We start from the raw sequence: 18,018 nt of genomic DNA, 5'->3' as shown, positions 1-18,018 counted from the left end.
AATGCCCGATCCGCCCGTCATCTTGGTAATCACCCCGGACCCGATCCGCTCCGAACGGGTCGCCAGGTGGCTCGGCGACACCCACACCGTTCGGACGGCGGCTGATCGGGATGCGGCCCTGCGGCAGTTTGATACCGCTGTGGACGTCGTTCTTGTCGATCAAGAACTGTCGGACGTGCCACTCGAGGAACTGTTCGGCCAGCTAAAGGCCCTGCGTGTCGGATGTCAGTACGTTCACCTCGTTACCGATGCTCCCGGGCTCGAAGGGATGAGACTCGGCGTCGACGAACGCGTTCGGAAGCCACTCGATCGCGAAAAACTCCGCTCTCTCGTCATTCATCTCGAGGAGCGCAAGGACGTCCAGGAGGCGGTCGATTCGTATTTTTCGGTCCTTTCGAAACGGCGGGCACTCGAAGCGGAGATCGTCTCCGATGATCCCGAAACCGACCCCCGATACCGAGCGCTGTCGGGCGAACTCTTGGGGCGACGACGACAGATCGAGTCCCTGTTGACGCAGGTCGAAAAAATTGAGCACGAGTCCCCCATCGTCGAGGACCCCATCAGTACAGAATTAACACCCCTCTATACAGCCAATCCGTACGAATTCTACGGACTGTGGTTATTCGCCGCGTTGACCTACGGCGTCGGCGACCTTCTCTCGACTGTACATCCCGTGTTTGTCGTACCGGGTATCGAAGAGGCGAATCCGGTCATCGAGACGCTGTTGGCGAACTTCGGCATCGGCGGCTTTTTGCTTTTCAAGCTCCTCGTCTTTCTGGTGTTGATCTCGATCAGCGTTCGGGGGGGACGCACCGTTGATCGGTTCTCGTATTATTGGCCACCACTTCTGGCGACCGTTCTCGGAACCGGACTCACCGTCTGGAATCTCTGGTTGATCGTCTGATCCTCGAAGACGTTTCAGAGCCACTTTCGAACCTTTCGCCGAACCGTCTCAGCGAGCGGCGTATCGCGGCTCGAATCTCTGAACCGAATCGGTTGGAACCCGATCGCAAAGGCGAACATCACCGTGACGACCGCCGCGATAACGCCGTTGATAGCCAGGATGGCTACCCACGGATGGACGTTGTGGAGTGTGACGATCAATGAGACGGGGAGCACACCGATATACTGGCGTTCGGAAACCGCCCGGTAGTAGACGCCCGTCTCCTCGGGGGCATACAACGTCGCCGTCGTACCGGCGCTTTCGCCCCGGCGAACAACGTGTACCGTTTCCTCGACTTCCACCCCCGTGCTGGCCGGTTCGATAACGGTAACTAGCGGGATGAATCCGTTGTTGGTGATGTTGTATTCGAGCGTCTGATTGCCACCCCGCTCGATCACCGTCGGACTGCTACTCGGCGACTGAGAACTCACGATGGTTAGGTCGTTCGTCCCCGAGGGAACAACCATACTCGCCGTCGCGGGGGCGAGTATCAAAAGCAAAATCACTGCAAGGAGGACCGATGCACGCACTGCTCCGCCCCGCGAGCGCGACCGTTCTTTTTTATGGTGTGTACTCTTCCCCAACAGATCCGAGAGGAAACTGTACAGCAACAACAGAACGCCGCCGCCGATCATCAGCGAACTGACGTCGCCATCGGTGAGTGCCTCTGCGCCAGGCACTGCATCCACCAGTCCAACGAGTGCCGCAACGAACCCCTGTAGTGCCATCGCGACCGTTCCGAGATGCGGGATAACGACGACCTCACCGCCAAACCGCCAGGCGACGGCGACGATCTGTGACTCCTGTACCGGTGGTTCAGGGCCGTCCTGATCGGTGAATGGATTGGCGTCACCACGGGTCGTATACCCCTCGTCGGTCTCCCCGACGACACGGTGGGTCGTGAGGCCGCCCCCCTCCAGTTCGCGTGCGTCGAACGTGACGACGTCACCTTCCTCGATGTCCCCTGCGAGCGCCGGCGGGACCGCAACGAAGCCATCTCCGGGTTCCAACGTCGGGGACATACTCCCCGTCACCACGAAGCCGAGCAGGATCGGTTGGCCCAGCTGCTGGCCGACGAGCATGGCGATCACCGCGACAACAAAGAGCAGAGTGATCGCCGCGCTGATCGAGGAACGGAGCTTCATACGTTGGGACTACCGAGTATAGGGTAGGCGTACGTAAATATCGAGTGCCGACACGCGGGGCGGCCGTTTCGTCCAGTATCGCTATCCTAATCAAAAAAATAATATCGACAACCGTCATGTGAAGGGTATGAACAGCGCGGGGAACTGCGGTGTCCGTCCGGAGCCTATCGCCTCGAAAGAGGTGGGAGACGATTTATATAAATGAGTCTCCCCGATCTGGAGAATGAAACGACCGATTCATCGATGGCACCGATCGAGGTGTTGCTCGTCGACGACAACGAGCAGTGGGCGGAGTTTCTCGCCTCTGATCTCGAACAGGAGGCTGACCTAGAGGTGACGATTACACTCAGCGCCAACGAGGCGTTGATGACGCTACGTGAGCGCGATTCGATCGAGTGTGTCGTCGCCGATTACATCATGCCGGAGATCGATGGGCTTCAGCTATTGGAGCGACTCCGCGAGGAGCAACCTGACCTCCCGTTTATATTTCTCACTGGCCAGGGAAGCGAAGATATCGCTTCACGGGCGATCAAAGCCGGTGTCTCGGATTACTTCCGAAAAGATCCGAGCGTCGATCAGTCCTCGCTCTTGGCCAATCGCATAACACAGGCCGTCGGACAGTATCGTCTCCAGCGTGATCTTGAGGAAAGCGAGGAACGCTACCGGACGATCACCGAACAAATCTGGGATGGGATAGTCATCCTCCGGGACGACCGCGTCCTGTTCTGTAACGAACGGTTCACCGAACTCACCGGATACGACGAGACGAACCTCGATGGGGCATCGTTCGTCGGGACCGTGATCCACCCCGACGATCGAAATGTCGTAGACGAAACGATCCGGGACGTCGGCCAAGGGAACGCTCAAAACGACGTCTTCGAGGCGCGCTTGGTCACCAGCACCGAGGAAGTCCGTGACTGCGAGTATACGACCCGAGCGATCCCTTTTGAGAACGACGCCGCGACAGCTGTCTCGATCAGGGACGTCACCGAGACCAAGCGAAGACAGCGGGATCTCAAGCGCGAACGCGAACTCAACCGGTCCGTCCGGGCTGCACTCGTCCGCTCCCGGACTCGGGAGGAACTCGAAAGAGAAGTGACTGAGCTGCTCTCCGATTTCGGGTACGAACTCGCCTGGATTGGCGAGACGACGAGCGACTCGATCGATCCGCGGATCATCGTGGGTGGTGACCGGTACGTCGACGAGCTCCAACTCTCGACGGAGGGTGGGATCAACGCCGAGGAGCCGAGTATCTGGACTGCTCGGACGGGTGACCCACAATTCATCGACGACTTCGAGAATATGTTCCCTACCGAGTGGAGAGAACTCGCAATCGACTGTGGGTATCGCTCCGGGGCGGCGCTTCCCCTGCGTCATGACGACGTTTTTTACGGTATTCTCGCCGTCTATCACGCTGAACCGAACGCGATCGACGAACGCGAACGGGAGCTACTCCCCGAACTTTCCGAAGCGCTCGCATTTGCGATCCACCACACCGAGATCAAAAAAGCGCTGAGCTCACCGACGGTGGTCGAAGCCGAACTCGAATTAGCTGAACCGACGCACTATCTGACCGACCTCCTCTCCAAGTCGGCATCCGACCCTGCCGCCGCCGAAATCACCGTCGAAGGAACACACCGATACTCCGAGAGGCTTTCGATGCAGTACGTCACACTGTCTGGAATCCCACTTGATCGGTTCCTCGACGCTGCCGAGACGCATTCGGCCATCGAGGAGACGACGATCATCGACGACGGCGACCCTCCACGGATTCAGCTTTCGATCACAGAGTTGCCGCCGGAGTTGACGCTCACCACCCATGCCGCGGTGGTCGGCCCTTCGAGTGTCACCGCCGAACGGGCAACGCTCAGCCTCGAACTCCCCTCACGCGGGAGCCTCTCCGATGTCGTCGAGGCGATCGAACGGAAACATGGGGCTGTTTCGACCCGATCGAAGATCGCCTCCGAGCGCTCCGACGACCGCATCGAATTGGGATCGCCGATCAACACCGCTGAGCTCACCGAGAAACAGGCCGCTGCACTACGGGCGGCCTATCACCACGGATACTACGAACGGCCACGAAAGAGTTCTGCAGCCGAGATCGCGGACGCGCTCGGAGTCGCCCACTCGACGTATCTCCAACATCTCCGGACGGCCCAACAGAAGGTATTTAGTAGTATTTACCGCACGTCGGCCGACGCCCAGCCGGACGCGGCGGAGTTGAGCTAATGGCCGATCCGAACGGGGATTCGGTGTTTCGGCGCGTCTGTGAGGATCTCCCGGGAGCCGTCTGGCTTCGACCGTATGACATGAGCCGGATCAGTTACATGAATAAGGGGGTCGAATCAGTGTTTGACATTGATCGACGCGACGCATACGAAGACCCCGACGTCTACGTCGGAAGGATTCATCCAGACGACCGCGACGATTATCGGACGCTTCTGGAAGCGCTTCGGGACCGGGCGATAGATGAGGTGGCCGTCGAACGGCGGGAAATCGAGTATCGACTCAAAAATGATCGGACGACAGCCCCCATTCGGGAGGTCGTCTTTCCCGTGCGAAATCGAGAAGGGAGTCTGATCTCGTGGGGTGGATTGGCACACGATGTAACCGACCGACAGACCCGTAGGGATATCCTCGAACTACAGGTCGATCAACTCGAAGTACTGAATCAGGTCGTCCGCCACGACATCAGAAACGAAGTCAACCTCGGCCTCGATATCATCCGGTCGACAAAACGGGAGGGATCGATTGACGCGGAGAATCTCGAACGAATCGAAAACATCCTTACTCAGGTGGCGGAACTGACCGAAACCGCCCGCGATATGACTGCGATGATCGTAACGCTTTCTGATAACCCGGATCCGATCCGGCTCGCTCCCACTCTCAAACGCGAGGTTGCCAACATCTCGACGGTCTCGGAGGACGCAACGATCACCATCGAAAACGAACTTCCCGATGTCGAAGTCCAGGTCAACGAACTGCTCTCGGCGGTCTTTCGGAACCTGCTGACGAACGCTATTCAACACAGCGATCGCACGGACCCGACCGTTACCGTTTCGAGTACGATGCTTGATCGGCGAGTCGCGGTCCATATCGCCGACGACGGGCCGGGGATTCCGGATGAAAAGAAAGAACTGATCTTCGAGGGGGGACAGCGACTTCTCGGAAGCTCCGGAACCGGGTTCGGACTATCGCTCGTGGAGACGCTCCTCGAACAGTACGACGGGGACATTTATCTCTCCGATAACGAACCCCACGGGAGCGTCTTCAGCGTAATACTTCCGCTGGTAGACCCCGACGAATAAATCTGTGAGGGAGCGCCTCGCCGCTGGCTCCCACTGGCGGCCGGGAGACGTTTCATATCGGTGGGCAAGTGTGTGAGCGGCGACGCAGCCGACACGATCGCCTGGTTTTATATCTTGGAAGCCAATTGTCACCGTACTCCATGGCCGACCCAGTACGCCTCGACATCGAGAACGGTGTCGCGACGATCACGCTGAACCGCCCGGAGAACCGAAACGCCCTGAACGCGTCGATGGCGACTGCGATCGTCGACGCCGTCGACGAGGCCGAAACGACCGATGAGGTCCGCTGTCTCGTCCTCACGGGTGCCGAGGGAACCTTCTGCGCCGGCGGCGACATCAAGTCGATGACCGAACGACAGGCAGAGGGAGCCGACCTCAACGACGCGGTCGACAGGGTTCGACTCGTCCTGAGCCGCGCGATCCAGCGTATCGCCGAGTTCCATCTGCCGACGATCGCGAAGATCGACGGCGTCGCCTACGGCGCCGGTGGGAATCTCGCCATCGCGCCCGACGTGACGATCGCGTCGGCGGACTCGAAGATCAGCTTCGGCTTCCGGCAGGTCGGGCTCGCCATCGACACCGGGACGTCCTATCTCCTGCCCAGACAGGTCGGCACCAGCAAGGCCAAAGAGCTGGTGTTCACGGGCGAACTGCTCGACGCCGACGCCGCTGAGGAACTCGGGCTGTTCAACAAGGTCTTCGAGGATGACTTCGAGGAACATGCCGCGGAGTACATCGGTCACATCGCCAGCGGACCGACGGTCGCGCTCAAGACCTCCAAACAGCTCATCGAGCAGAGCTTTTCCACTTCACTGAAGGACGCACTCGACAACGAGGCGATCGCGCAGGCGGCTGTCTTCGACAGCCACGACCACGCGGAGGGCGCGACCGCGTTCTTGGAGGGACGAGAGCCCGAGTTCGAGGGTCGCTGACCTCCGAAGCGATTCCATCTTAATCTCCGTATTATAGCGGTAGCGAGGCGAAAGCCCACCCGTTTAGCCGTGGGAGGACGTCAGACAGCCAACGAGATTGCTATGCCCGTCGTGTAACTCGCATAATAAAAACTCGAACCTGTATGAAAATGTTGTCGTTTGATACAGTTTTGGGGAGAACTGTAGAGCATATGTCTTACCTGTTCCAGCTACAGATTACGACGTCCATATTCGCGATCGTTAGCTTGGTCGTACTGGTTCTGGCAGTGGTAACGGTCTGGCAGATGGTGCGGATCGTCGATGCCTATGATAAACAGGCGCTCACGGTGTTCGGCGAGTACCGCAAACTGCTCGAGCCTGGCATCAACTTCGTCCCGCCGTTCGTCTCGCGCACGTACACGTTCGACATGCGTACCCAGACAATGGACGTGCCCCGACAGGAGGCGATCACCCGCGACAACTCACCCGTTACAGCGGATGCGGTCGTCTATCTCCGTGTGATGGATGCGAAGAAGGCCTTCCTCGAGGTGGAAGACTACAAAACGGCCGTCTCGAATCTCGCACAGACCACGCTCCGGGCAGTAATCGGCGACATGGAACTGGACGACACGCTGAACAAGCGTCAGGAGATCAACGCTCGCATCCGCAAGGAACTCGACGAACCCACAGACGAATGGGGAATCCGCGTCGAGTCAGTCGAGGTTCGAGAGGTCAACCCCAGCCAGGAGGTACAGCAGGCGATGGAACAGCAAACCGGCGCGGAGCGGAGACGTCGGGCCACGATCCTCGAAGCGCAGGGGGAACGCCGCTCCGCCGTCGAGAAGGCCGAGGGTGACAAACAGTCGAACATCATCCGCGCGCAGGGTGAAAAGCAGAGCCAGATTCTCGAGGCGCAGGGTGACGCGATCTCGACGGTCCTCCGCGCGAAATCCGCCGAATCGATGGGCGAGCGCGCCATCATCGAACGCGGCATGGAGACCTTGGAGGAGATCGGCAAGGGCGAGTCGACGACGTTCGTCCTCCCCCAGGAACTCACCTCGCTCGTCGGCCGCTACGGCAAACACCTCACCGGCAGCGAGGTGGCGACCGACGGACAGCAGCTAGACAGCTTGGAATTCGATGCAGAGACGCGCGAACTCATCGGTCTCGACGACATCAAGGAGATTCTCGGCGAAATTGATCGGTCCGCTGAGATGGATATCGAGGAGTTAGAGCAACAGGCCAAGGCGGTCAAGAATGGGATCCAAAATTCCGAGGGTGTCCACCACGCCGGTGACGGAGCATGATTTCCGAACAGAACCTCCCGACAGGTTGGGTGCTGGAAACCGAGCGGACGACACACGACGAATTCATGGGCCGCGAGTATACCACGGTTCTCTATCGCCAGGAACACACCAGAAGCACAGTATATCTTAACGAGGTCATCGACGGAGAGAACGTCTGGAAATACAACGTGCATCACTCGGGGCACGATGGCGACCTTGGAACCGCCGCCGACTTGGAAACAGCGAAGCAGATGGCGTTCGCGTTCATGAACGAGTCTGTCACCAGCGTCTGACATTCTCCCACGGCTAAAGCCGCGGGGTTCCCGACCACAGGCCGGGCAGTCCACGGCGGGCGGGTCCCCCCTCGTACGCGGTGGGGTTGTGGGCCGTGTCAGTTCGGCCCCCGACCGAGCTATCGGGCTTCATCTCCCCCCAAAAGGTGCGTCTCGTTACCTCGGACTCGGTATCACAACCGACGATCGCGCCGATGTTCACGGGGTCGCCGGCTGTCGGCTTCATCCCACCACTGAACTCGTTGGCTTTCGCCTTGAGACTCCGTGAAATCTGCATAACGGTAGGCTGGAGTACCTTTGAGTACACGTCGGTCAAGTCGTCCCACCACTCTTGGAGGTCGGGAACTCGTTACGGATTTGTCGGACGCGCTGTGTGACCGTTCCTTCGGCTTCGGGGATCTGGTTGAAACGGTACAGAGTGTGGTTGTAGAGTTGTCTACAGGTATCGCGGTGGTAGCTTAGCGTCTCTCCCTAGCCCTGTGTCATCCTCGATCAACCGTGTGGGCTAACTGAATCCCCTCCAGTACCCGCTGAGCACCGCTGTCATCTTCTCGCGACGACTGTCCGTTCGTACTCATAACTCGTTTAATCACAACACAATCAAGTGTGAAAAGTGAAAGCTTGAAACGTTCGTATGCTCCATCTATTCGGGAGATGACCAATTTTGACGGAATTATGCGCGCGTTATCGGACGGTAGCCGCCGACAGATACTGATCGCGCTTCGCGACGAGGAGCAGATCCATCCGTTCTCTATTGACAGGGACGAAGGGGACCGAGCTATCCGACTCCATCACATTCACCTCCCGCTCCTAGAGGAGAACGACCTCGTCGCGTGGAACCGGGACACTGGTACTGTGAGGAGAGGGAACGATTTTGCGGCCGCCGAACCCATACTTACAGCGCTGGAAGCCAGAGGTGATGCGCTGCCCGACGACTACCTTCCACAACCGAGATAGATGTGTTAGGAAACGTCGAGACCATCTGTAGCTGATTGAACACGAGATCCACACGGAGTCGCTGACGCTTGGCCGCGCGGTCGAACGTCGGTCAGCGGGGATGGTGGGACAGCGGACGACCTCGCCACGGGGGCTCTGTTGGCCTTTACTTCGTGACCTGTACAAGTGTCTCTCGCGTGATCACTATCCTGCTACAGACAGGCGCACGTGTTCTACTGCGAGGTCAAGACTGTCGATACGCGACGTCACGTCTGCCGACACGTGTCGGGCACGGTTCGAGACGTGCTGGAGAACAGAAACGGCGATATGGGGATACGTGAGTGGGCTGATGGTACGTCGATCGATCTATCACGTCGGGAACCAACACTCTGTCTCGACGTCCTCGCCCTGAATGGCGGGCTTTCTGCTCGTGGTTCCGTTAGGAGTCCATACCGACGGTTTCGAGCCGCCACGTGAAAACCGCTTTCAGAACCGTGCCCAGGCTATTCGTCTCGCCTTCGCCCCAGATGGCGGTCTCGAAGCGTGGGTCGGATGGACTCGTGTCCACACCGTTAACGAGCGCGCTCACGAGCGTTTTCTGTCCGTCGACCATCATGAGTCGGCCGGCCGGAGTATCCGACCAGACCCACAGCGACTCGAACATCGTCGCATCGGGGATTTCTTCTTGAATGCACTCCTGTACGTCCTTCGAAACACCCCCGAGTTTGATCGAGACACCCCGTTCTGCGGCGTCGCTCAACGCCCCGATCAGGTCATCGGTGAGCAAATCTTCGACGGTCATGTAGACGATCTCCTCTTTTGCACTCCCCACGAACTCCAAGACCCGTTCTGTGGCTGCGGTCTGGCCATCGACCGTCCAGACACCGCGCTGCTCGTCTTGCCGCTCGACGGGTTCGAGTTCGGTCAGCGCGGTCCGTAAGATATCCGTACGGTGTTTGAGTTCGTGTTCGAAGGTTCGACTCGCGGTCTCGCCGGAGATCGCCCAGAATCGTTTGGGCGAGGACTGCTGGACATCGACGATTCCCCGGTCGTGTAGTTCGTCGATGGCATCGTACACGCGGGTTCGGGGAACCTCCGACACCTGACTGACGTCTCTGGCTGTCCCGGTGCCGAGGCTGGTGAGCGCGACGAACGTCCGCGCAGCGTACGAACTCAATCCGAACTGTTCGAGTTGCTCGATGGCAGCGGACTGTGGGTCTTTGGTAGGGTCTGTGTTCATCAATGAATGGGGTGGTCGCATCCCCAGCGAACCCTGCCACGCGAGGTGGCCGGGGCAGCACGCAGCAGCGAGTGGTTGGAACAGAGTGCTGTACCGCGTGTTGGTTGTGACGTATGAACTCCAAGTAAATATACGTGTTGTGATTAAGCGGGTGAAATTTTGTCGAACCGATTTCATCAGATCGGTGCACGTTACTTCCACCGAAATCCAGTTGTAGCTCATCTGATTACACCATATTCCCGTTGGGGGTGGAAATGTGCGTTTCAAGTGGTATACAAATTGAATCGTCTCTAGAGTAACTATTTGAGTGACAACGTCTATGCGTACGCGGGCTAACTGTTAGTCTAACCCGTTCAGACGGGACGGTTGGAAGATAATGAATGCATCCGAAAACATAGAAGAGGCGATCGAAGTGCTCCAGCAACTTGGATTGAAGGAGTACGAGGCGCGGTGTTTCGTTGGCTTGTCGCGAGTAGAGACAGGAACGGCGAAAAGGCTCAGCGAGCTGACTGAGGTGCCTCGGACCAGGGTGTATGACGCAATTCGAGTACTGGAGGCCCAGGGCCTGGTCGAAATCCATCACTCGAGTCCACAACGGTTCCGCGCGGTTTCCCTCGAAGAAGCAACTGCAACGCTCCGCGACCAATACGACGCCCGCGTCGAGCGGCTCCACGACGCTCTCGATACGATCGAAATCATCGATGAGGGCGACGAAGAGGCCGTCCAACAAGTGTGGGCGATGTCCGGAAATGACGGGATCGAAAATCGAACCGAAGAGCTCATCCAGACGGCAACCGACGAGATCGTACTCGTTATCGGCGATGAGTCGCTGCTGACCGAGGACCTCGTCGACACTCTCAACGGGGTCGAGAACGGCGTCGAGTTGCTCATCGGTGCGTTAACTCAACCGCTACAAGAGCAAATTCAAACGGACGTGCCGGGTGCCACGACGTTCATTTCGGGCTTGGAGTGGTTACACGGCGAGGACGGCACCGAAGAGGAGACGGCAATCGGCCGTTTGTTACTGGTCGATCGCTCGACGATCCTCGTGAGTTCGATCATGCCGGAGACGAAAGAGGAACAGGCGATCTTCGGGGAGGGATTCGGGAACGGTCTGGTCGTGATCGCCCGCCGACTCATGTCGCAGGGGCTCCTGACCGTGCGGGACCCCCTCTCGTGAGTCCGCAGAAGACGACCAGCCTGACGCGTCATCGGTCGCCACTGTCGGTGGTGTTAGACTTCTCCGTTGCATCGTTGCAGATTCGTGGATCGATCGGCTGTAGCGTGAGGTACTCGCCGTTGTCAACTGTGATGCGACACTTGCTGTAGACGAACGTGAGATGACCCCCCGATCGAGAGGTGCCGTCCGCGCGCGAACCGAACAGGGTGTCCAACGCATCGGGATCGAGTACTTCCGCGAGCGGCCGAAGCGACCGGGGTTCACACCCTTCAACGGCGCTCACCGCACGCGCCACGGCTGTGCTTATCGATTCGCCTGCCTCAATCTCATATTCCATAGTACAGCGTTGTGGCAGACTCCCAAAATCTAACCGTTTTTCACCCATATTATCAAAACAGTATCTGGAATTCGTCGGAGGTCCGCTTTCGTCGAGGATAGCATCACGACGACGATGGATTGTACCGATCGCAACTCGGTGACAGACTCGCGGTGAGCGTGGGGCGTGCCCCCGCAGCGCTCGTCCGACGACCACCTGCTCTCGGTTATCGCCCTCCTCCCGCGACGGATCATCTGAACGTCACCTTCCGTTCCAGCCAGTACGAGGCGGAGAACGAGCCCGAGCGACGGGAGGACTGTCGGCTGATCGACAACCGGGACGAGCATAGCCGTGACGTTCGGGGCGACGAAACCGAGACTAACCGGTCACACCAACCCGGGTAAAAGCTCACCGACGACCGGTGTCCCCCCGAGTCGATCAGCTACCATTCCAAGCGTCTGCCCAACGGCTAAAACGAGCGTCATCCCGGTGAGAAAGGTAGCTAAAACCGTGACCCGTCAGTTCTCTTCGCTGAGTGTGATCGTCACGATTACGCCCTTGCGGGTCGAGGTCTCCAGCGCACCCATGCGACGGGCACCTATCCATCCCGAATAGGGAGGATCGTCGATCCGCTGCCATTCCGCAGTAGTGAGTTGTTTGACTCGGACCATCGATTCCGCGATCGTGCCGTCGTTGTGGACGAAGACTGCGCCATCGCGGAACAACGCAACCTCCCGTGCAGTCTCGAGAGGTGCCACGTGTGGCGGGGACGCAAATGGTCTGTAGACACAGGTCTCGAAAATTGCTCGTCCGCATCTTCGTTATCCTCGCTATCGGCACGTTCATTCTGTGGACTCACCACGACTGCCTGCGGTGGTACGCGGAATATACCGAAATCGTATTTGCGATAACTGTTAACGCTGTTCGACTTTGTGGGGAATCTATTTTTCATTGGAATGTGACGACCAGTGTGTGCCGTTCCAACTGTCGACTGACCAACGGTCGATTCGGGTCCACCGTCGAACCTGTTACGTCTCCGACCGCGCTGTGTGGCTCTCCGCGACGCCGGAATCGCAGTCTCTCCGCGGTGTCACTATCGAACCATCCGGGGATAGGCGTGGTCCGAAAGACCAACAGTACGGGACGAATCCGAACACGACTCCTGAAGAAATACTTTGTCCATGAACACGACGCCAGACCACGACACGTGGAGTACCGCCCAATCCGAGACGACCGTCACCGTCGACGGTCACGACCTCTCCGTCGCCTACTACGACGGCGGTGCCCCGGACGACGACGCCGAGACGCTCGTGTTTTTACACGGGATTCCGACGTGGTCGTTTCTGTGGCGGCGGATCGCCCCCGCCTTCGAGGGCGACTACCGCGTCGTCGTTCCAGACCTCCTCGGCTACGGGAACTCCGATCGGCGCGATCGCTTCGATCGATCCATCCGGGCTCAAGAGGCGCTGCTCGGCGAACTGCTCGACGATCTCGACGAGGGGCGGGTGACGCTCGTCGCCCACGACATCGGCGGAGGAGTCGCACTCCGATTCGCCGCGAACGCCCCCGAACGGGTCGATCGACTCGTCGCCTCGAATGCCGTCTGCTTCGATTCGTGGCCCGTCGAGTTCGTGTCGGACTTCGGCCTTCCGCGAACGGTCGAGATGGACGACGAGGAGTTCGAGGGTAAATTGGAGTTCGCGTTCGCCGACGGAGCCTACGGAGACGCCGACCCGACCTTCGTCGAGGGAATGAAAGAACCGTGGCTTCGCGCGGACGGCAAGCGCGCTCTCGCGCGGGCCGCCGTGGCGACGAACACGAACCATACCACTGAGATCGAGTACGACGCGATCGACGCCGACGTACTGTGTCTGTGGGCGGTCGACGACGTCATGCAGCCAATCGAGCACGGCGAGCGGCTGGCTGAGGAGTTGGACGGCGACGTGGTCGAACTGACCGACGCGTACCACTGGGTCGTCGAGGACCGCCCCGAGGCGTACCGTGACGAACTCGAAACTTTTCTAACCGAAACTGACACCACTGCAGGGAGTGAGTAGCCCGTCATGGACTCGCGCGATGCGCCGGACTGGAAATTCAAAGGACGTGACGTGTTGGTGCTCCGTGAACTCTCGCGGGACCCACAGCTCTCCTCACGGGATCTCGCTCGTCTCCTCGACGACAAGTACGGCATCGATGTCTCGCACGTCACCGTCTCCGAGTCGATCCGCGGGATGCGGGAGGAAGGCGTCTTTCGCGAGGCGATCATTCCCAACGAGGAGTACTTCTACTTCGCCCTGTTCGAGTTCAAGTTCAATCCCGAGAACTTCGAAGCCGGTTGGCGCCCCGCGATGACGTTCATCCGCGACTCGCCCAACACGCTGTTTTACTTCCTCTCGGACGGGGAGTACCAATGGAAATCGGTGATGATGTTCACGAGTCGCGATGCCCAATCGAAGTGGATCCACGAGTTCTATAAGGATCACGGCGCGGTCGTCGACAACCTCCGAAACTCCGTCGTGACGAACGTGTTGAAGTTCCGGACGGACCCCGAGATCCTCGCGAGCCTCCACAACGGTGACGAGACGTGACATCCTCCCCGCTGTACACGGCCGGCTTCTCTCGCCGCCGAAAGGTAACTCGCCACGCGTTGGTTTCTCCCGCCGAACAGCAGAACTAATTGGCGTCCGTCCCGTAACGTCCGTATGTCCCTTCGCGCTCGGATCCCTGCACCTCTCCTCGCCTCCCTCGTCGCCATCGGGCTCGCGATCGCCGCGTACGGCGGCGGTAACGCTCTCGCTCTCGCCCTCGGGTTGTCGTTGACCGCGCTCGGCTTCGATCTTTCCTTGCGGTGGTCGTTCATCCTCTCCGTCATCACGCTCCAACTGATCGCCTTCACCGGTGTCTCGCTCGCGTATGCCCGCTATCGGGGCTGGTCGCTGCGAGATATCGGCATCCGAGCGCCCTCGTTGGAGGGATGGATCGTCCTCGGCGTCGGCTTCGTCGGCATGTTGGTCCTGTGGCTCGTCGGCTCGATCGGGAGCTTCGTCGTCGGCCAGCGACTCGGCATCGAACGCGAGCCGCAGGCGATCTTCGACCTCGCACAGCAGGATCCCCTGATATTCGTGCTGTTGGGTGGGCTCTCGCTTCTCATCGTCGGCCCGACGGAGGAGTTGCTCTTTCGAGGGATCATTCAGACGCGACTCCGCGAGACGTTCGGCGTCGCGGCCGGGATCACGATCGCGACGGCACTCTTCGCGTTCATCCACATCGCCGGTTTCGGGGCCCTCGGGCCCGGATTACTCGGCGTCTCCGTGCTGTTTTTGGTCGGCCTCGTATTGGCGCTCTCGTATGAGTACACCGGAAACCTCCTGGTGGTCGCGATCATGCACGGCCTGTTCAACGCGACGCAGGCGACGCTCGGTTATATCGGCGTCAGATACGCCGATCCGGACGCGATGGCGCTCGTGATCGCGTTTCTCTAGATATTGATAGTCCCCATCGACCCGCTCGGAATCTTTATTCGGCTGTCGGCCCGCGGAGCGAGTCGAGTTCTTCGCGGCGCTCCCGGATCGCTCGTCGATACGCCTCTTTGTCCTCGAAATTCGCCGACTCGAGTCTGGCCTCGAGGACGAGGAGTTGGAACTGGAGGTCACGGGCCCGATCACGATGCTGGGGTAGGACGCCTTCGGGTGGTGTTTTCGGGAACTCTCCGGACATACACCCGAGTACGGTTCCCAACGGCTTGGGTTATCGGGCCCTCGCATCGATTGCCGATATCACCCGTGCGTCGATACGTTCATGTCGGAGGGATCGAGAAGACGCAGGGATCACGACCGGTGACGCACTCGCTCCCGGAGGTGGAAACGCCGTGAGGTCCGATGACTACGACCCGCACGAATACGGGGCTACCCACGGCCAACCGGCTGATGTCCGGTGATCTACGGCTCCAGGCGTCAAGCCAGCGCCGAACCGGCCCGGATGATCGTCGCCTCGCCGAAGGCCGGCCCGACGAACTGGAGGCCGACGGGCCCCTCGTCGGTCTCGCCCGCGGGCACCGAGATCGCGGGGAGGTTCGCGAGGTTGACCGGGACGGTGTTGGCGTCGGCGAGGTACATCTGCAGCGGGTCCTCGAGGCTCTCGCCCGTTTTAAACGGTGGAACGGGCATCGTCGGCGAGGCGAGCACGTCGACCTCGTCGAACGCCGCGTCGAAATCCCGTTTCACCCACGCCCGTGCGTCCTGAGCTTTTTTATAGTATTTGTCGTGATAGCCAGCGGAGAGGGCGTAGGTGCCGAGCAGCACCCGGCGTTTGACCTCCTCTCCGAAGCCGACGTCGCGGGCGGCGGCGAACGCGTCGTTCCAGTTGCCGTCGCTCTCACCCGCTTGCCCGTATCGGACGCCGTCGAAGCGCGCGAGGTTCGAGGAGGCCTCCGACATCGCGATGACGTAGTACGCTTGCACGGCGGTTTCGACCGAGGGAAGCGACACTTCCTCGATCGTCGCCCCGTCGGATTCGAGCGTGTCGAGCGCGTCGTCGAAGACCGCCCGAACGCCGTCGTCGGCGCCCTCCAGTAGTTCGGTCGGCACACCGATCGTGAGCCCGGACACGTCACCGTCGGCGGCGGCCGCGTACTCGGTGTCCCCGTCGGTCGGTTCGCGGGTCGTCGCGTCCTTCGGGTCGGGGCCGGCGATGACTTCGAGCAGTTCGGCGGCAGCCTCGACCGTGGGGGCGAGCGGTCCGATCTGTTCGAGCGAGTTCGCGTACGCGACGAGTCCGTACCGCGAAACGAGGCCGTATGTCGGTTTGATGCCGACGACGCCACAGAAAGCGGCCGGACAGCGGACCGACCCGCCCGTGTCGGAACCGAGCGCCAGATCGGCCTCGCCGGCCGCGACGGCCGCCGCCGACCCGCCGGATGACCCGCCCGGAACGCGTCCCTCAGCGGCGGGGTTCTCCGTCGGCCCGAACGCCGACGTCTCGGTCGTCGTCCCCATTCCGAACTCGTCCATGTTCGCCTTACCGACGACCGTCGCGCCCGCGGTCTTCAGTCGCTCGACGACGGTCGCATCGTACGGCGGGACGTACTCTTTGAGGGTGTTCGACCCGCAGGTCGTCCGGACGTCCGCCGTCGAGATGTTGTCCTTGACGGCGACGGTTCGGCCGGCGAGTGCGCCGTCGTCGTCGCCCTCGATTCGCGCCTCGGTGATGAACGCGTTGTGGCTCATGAGACCTTCGGTCCCCTGAAATAACCGTCCTCCGTCTCAGGGGCGTTGCGGAGCGCTTCCTCCTGGGTTAGCCCCGATTCGACCTCGTCGGGGCGCATCACGTTCGCGAGTTCGGGCTCCGGTTCCGTCTCCGGCACCGAATCGAGCGCCTCGAAGTACTCGAGGATCTCGGCGAACTGGTCGGTAAACCGTTCGACCTCCGCCTCGTCGAGGTCGACGCGCGCGAGTTGTGCGACGTGGCGGACCTCCTCGTCGTCGACAGTCATGGTTTAGCTTGGACCTGCGGCGTCACTAAGGGTTTCGGATGGTCGTTCTCACTCGTCACTCCTCGGCCAGCCGTTCGCGCCCTTTCACGGTCAGTCTGTACGTACCGCCGCTGGAGGCGATCGCGATGTAACCGTCCGTCTGAAGGTCGTAACACTGTCTATCGACGGTGACCGGGTGGCGATCGAGCGCGTTGGCAATCATGGAGACCGAGCACTGCTCCTCGGCGAGTAGTTCCAACACGTCCCGTTCGAGCCCTCGATCCATGCTGCCTTCGTTCATTTCTGTCATTCCATCGGTATCAGACTTCCGCTCGGTCGGACTGAGCCGTTTCGATGTTCGTGAAGAACCGGGTAGAAATTGTCGCTTCCGAGGCCACAATTTTTAAGTTGCGAGAAAAACAATGTGTATACTGAAAACAACTTTTGCGGAACAAAAACATTTCACAATGACCAACTCCACTGTCCGACGGTACCGCAACGAACGCGACGGCGAGGCTGATACGGGAGAGCAGACGGACGACCTCGAACGCGAACCAACCGAATCCGAGACCGAGACCGAACTGACCTGCCCCGAGTGTGGCGCCCGGCTTGAAGCGGACTCGGAGCACGGCGAGACGGTGTGCACGGAGTGCGGGCTGGTGGTCGAAGAAGACGAGATCGACCGCGGGCCCGAGTGGCGCGCCTTCGACAGCGCCGAGAAGGATCAAAAATCGCGCGTCGGCGCGCCGACGACGAATATGATGCACGACAAGGGGCTCTCGACCAACATCGGCTGGCAGGACAAAGACGCCTACGGCAAGTCGCCCCACCAGAAACGATTAAAGGTTTTTCAGCATTCATCAATAAATTAAGGGATTCCTTTATTAATTCTTCGCTAATGGCAGGTCCCTTTACTGCGCGATATTGAGCTGGGTCTAGGAGAGGTAAGTCTTTCTCTTCAATCTCTCCTAAAAAGGCATCCTCGTAAAT

Annotated in this window: 20 protein-coding genes and 1 pseudogene; 12 read left to right on the top strand and 9 right to left on the bottom strand. The window is 59.9% G+C overall.

The features are described from left to right. Nucleotide 1: 1 nt before the first annotated feature. Nucleotides 2-904 (top strand): HalX domain-containing protein, encoded by a 903-nt coding sequence (locus tag R6U53_RS02330; RefSeq protein WP_410320763.1) that lies wholly within the window; start codon nucleotides 2-4, stop codon nucleotides 902-904. 14 nt (nucleotides 905-918) lie between these two features. On the opposite strand, the gene R6U53_RS02325 is transcribed toward R6U53_RS02330, so the two are convergent. Continuing rightward, on the bottom strand, nucleotides 919-2,088 hold the full coding sequence (locus tag R6U53_RS02325) for a signal peptidase I (RefSeq protein ID WP_410320762.1): 1,170 nt from the start codon (nucleotides 2,086-2,088) through the stop codon (nucleotides 919-921). Between the two features lie 201 nt (nucleotides 2,089-2,289). Between R6U53_RS02325 and R6U53_RS02320 the strand changes: the two genes are divergently transcribed. From R6U53_RS02320 to R6U53_RS02300, 5 genes are all read left to right on the top strand, one after another. Beyond that, nucleotides 2,290-4,317 carry a response regulator gene (locus R6U53_RS02320; protein WP_410320761.1) on the top strand — a complete coding sequence of 676 codons (2,028 nt, stop codon included), beginning with the start codon at nucleotides 2,290-2,292 and terminating at the stop codon, nucleotides 4,315-4,317. After that, on the top strand, nucleotides 4,317-5,396 hold the full coding sequence (locus R6U53_RS02315; RefSeq protein WP_410320760.1) for an ATP-binding protein: 1,080 nt from the start codon (nucleotides 4,317-4,319) through the stop codon (nucleotides 5,394-5,396). Before R6U53_RS02320 ends, R6U53_RS02315 begins: the two co-directional genes overlap by 1 nt. Nucleotides 5,397-5,536: 140 nt before the next feature. Then, the gene (locus R6U53_RS02310) at nucleotides 5,537-6,328 is read left to right on the top strand and encodes an enoyl-CoA hydratase/isomerase family protein (protein WP_410320759.1); all 792 of its coding nucleotides are present in this window, start codon (nucleotides 5,537-5,539) and stop codon (nucleotides 6,326-6,328) included. Between the two features lie 191 nt (nucleotides 6,329-6,519). Beyond that, a complete protein-coding gene (locus R6U53_RS02305; protein WP_410320758.1) occupies nucleotides 6,520-7,614 on the top strand; it encodes an SPFH domain-containing protein in 1,095 nt (364 codons plus the stop codon). Next, nucleotides 7,611-7,886, top strand: a complete 276-nt coding sequence (locus tag R6U53_RS02300) for a hypothetical protein (protein ID WP_410320757.1) — start codon at nucleotides 7,611-7,613, stop codon at nucleotides 7,884-7,886. Before R6U53_RS02305 ends, R6U53_RS02300 begins: the two co-directional genes overlap by 4 nt. A 13-nt stretch (nucleotides 7,887-7,899) precedes the next feature. Here the strand turns inward: R6U53_RS02300 and R6U53_RS02295 are convergent, their stop codons facing one another. Continuing rightward, nucleotides 7,900-8,163 carry a hypothetical protein gene (locus tag R6U53_RS02295; RefSeq protein ID WP_410320756.1) on the bottom strand — a complete coding sequence of 88 codons (264 nt, stop codon included), beginning with the start codon at nucleotides 8,161-8,163 and terminating at the stop codon, nucleotides 7,900-7,902. 377 nt (nucleotides 8,164-8,540) lie between these two features. On the opposite strand from R6U53_RS02295, the gene R6U53_RS02290 reads away from it, so the two are divergent. Then, entirely contained in the window at nucleotides 8,541-8,843 is a 303-nt protein-coding gene (locus tag R6U53_RS02290) for a hypothetical protein (protein WP_410320755.1), read from the top strand. Between the two features lie 418 nt (nucleotides 8,844-9,261). On the opposite strand, the gene R6U53_RS02285 is transcribed toward R6U53_RS02290, so the two are convergent. Next, entirely contained in the window at nucleotides 9,262-10,062 is an 801-nt protein-coding gene (locus R6U53_RS02285; protein ID WP_410320754.1) for a TrmB family transcriptional regulator, read from the bottom strand. A gap of 376 nt (nucleotides 10,063-10,438) precedes the next feature. Between R6U53_RS02285 and R6U53_RS02280 the strand changes: the two genes are divergently transcribed. Next, nucleotides 10,439-11,242, top strand: a complete 804-nt coding sequence (locus tag R6U53_RS02280) for a TrmB family transcriptional regulator (protein WP_410320753.1) — start codon at nucleotides 10,439-10,441, stop codon at nucleotides 11,240-11,242. A 28-nt stretch (nucleotides 11,243-11,270) separates the two neighbouring features. On the opposite strand, the gene R6U53_RS02275 is transcribed toward R6U53_RS02280, so the two are convergent. Both R6U53_RS02275 and R6U53_RS02270 read right to left on the bottom strand, forming a co-directional pair. Further along, nucleotides 11,271-11,579 carry a HalOD1 output domain-containing protein gene (locus R6U53_RS02275; protein WP_410320752.1) on the bottom strand — a complete coding sequence of 103 codons (309 nt, stop codon included), beginning with the start codon at nucleotides 11,577-11,579 and terminating at the stop codon, nucleotides 11,271-11,273. A gap of 497 nt (nucleotides 11,580-12,076) precedes the next feature. Continuing rightward, nucleotides 12,077-12,316 (bottom strand): hypothetical protein, encoded by a 240-nt coding sequence (locus R6U53_RS02270; RefSeq protein WP_410320751.1) that lies wholly within the window; start codon nucleotides 12,314-12,316, stop codon nucleotides 12,077-12,079. Between the two features lie 423 nt (nucleotides 12,317-12,739). Here R6U53_RS02270 and R6U53_RS02265 point away from each other — a divergent pair, with 423 nt between their 5' ends. From R6U53_RS02265 to R6U53_RS02255, 3 genes are all read left to right on the top strand, one after another. After that, entirely contained in the window at nucleotides 12,740-13,615 is an 876-nt protein-coding gene (locus R6U53_RS02265) for an alpha/beta fold hydrolase (RefSeq protein ID WP_410320750.1), read from the top strand. A 6-nt stretch (nucleotides 13,616-13,621) separates the two neighbouring features. Further along, nucleotides 13,622-14,146 carry a winged helix-turn-helix domain-containing protein gene (locus R6U53_RS02260; protein WP_410320749.1) on the top strand — a complete coding sequence of 175 codons (525 nt, stop codon included), beginning with the start codon at nucleotides 13,622-13,624 and terminating at the stop codon, nucleotides 14,144-14,146. A gap of 114 nt (nucleotides 14,147-14,260) precedes the next feature. Further along, nucleotides 14,261-15,040, top strand: coding sequence for a CPBP family intramembrane glutamic endopeptidase (locus tag R6U53_RS02255; protein ID WP_410320748.1), 780 nt, complete (start codon nucleotides 14,261-14,263; stop codon nucleotides 15,038-15,040). 34 nt (nucleotides 15,041-15,074) lie between these two features. Here the strand turns inward: R6U53_RS02255 and R6U53_RS02250 are convergent, their stop codons facing one another. The 4 genes from R6U53_RS02250 to R6U53_RS02235 form a co-directional block, all read right to left on the bottom strand. Further along, entirely contained in the window at nucleotides 15,075-15,275 is a 201-nt protein-coding gene (locus R6U53_RS02250) for a hypothetical protein (protein ID WP_410320747.1), read from the bottom strand. Between the two features lie 236 nt (nucleotides 15,276-15,511). After that, nucleotides 15,512-16,783 carry an Asp-tRNA(Asn)/Glu-tRNA(Gln) amidotransferase subunit GatA gene (gene gatA / locus R6U53_RS02245; RefSeq protein WP_410320746.1) on the bottom strand — a complete coding sequence of 424 codons (1,272 nt, stop codon included), beginning with the start codon at nucleotides 16,781-16,783 and terminating at the stop codon, nucleotides 15,512-15,514. Further along, nucleotides 16,780-17,049 carry an Asp-tRNA(Asn)/Glu-tRNA(Gln) amidotransferase subunit GatC gene (gene gatC / locus R6U53_RS02240; RefSeq protein WP_410320745.1) on the bottom strand — a complete coding sequence of 90 codons (270 nt, stop codon included), beginning with the start codon at nucleotides 17,047-17,049 and terminating at the stop codon, nucleotides 16,780-16,782. Before gatC ends, gatA begins: the two co-directional genes overlap by 4 nt. Before the next feature lie 55 nt (nucleotides 17,050-17,104). Next, nucleotides 17,105-17,329, bottom strand: coding sequence for a MarR family transcriptional regulator (locus R6U53_RS02235; protein ID WP_410320744.1), 225 nt, complete (start codon nucleotides 17,327-17,329; stop codon nucleotides 17,105-17,107). 166 nt (nucleotides 17,330-17,495) lie between these two features. Here R6U53_RS02235 and R6U53_RS02230 point away from each other — a divergent pair. After that, nucleotides 17,496-17,882: pseudogene (locus tag R6U53_RS02230) on the top strand (TFIIB-type zinc ribbon-containing protein); the annotation flags it as partial. Nucleotides 17,883-18,018: the final 136 nt, after the last annotated feature.

Source organism: Natronomonas sp., assembly GCF_046483325.1.
Taxonomy (GTDB): domain Archaea; phylum Halobacteriota; class Halobacteria; order Halobacteriales; family Haloarculaceae; genus Natronomonas.
Note: the sequence above shows the minus strand (reverse complement) of the source record. Positions and strands in the feature narration are given on the sequence as shown.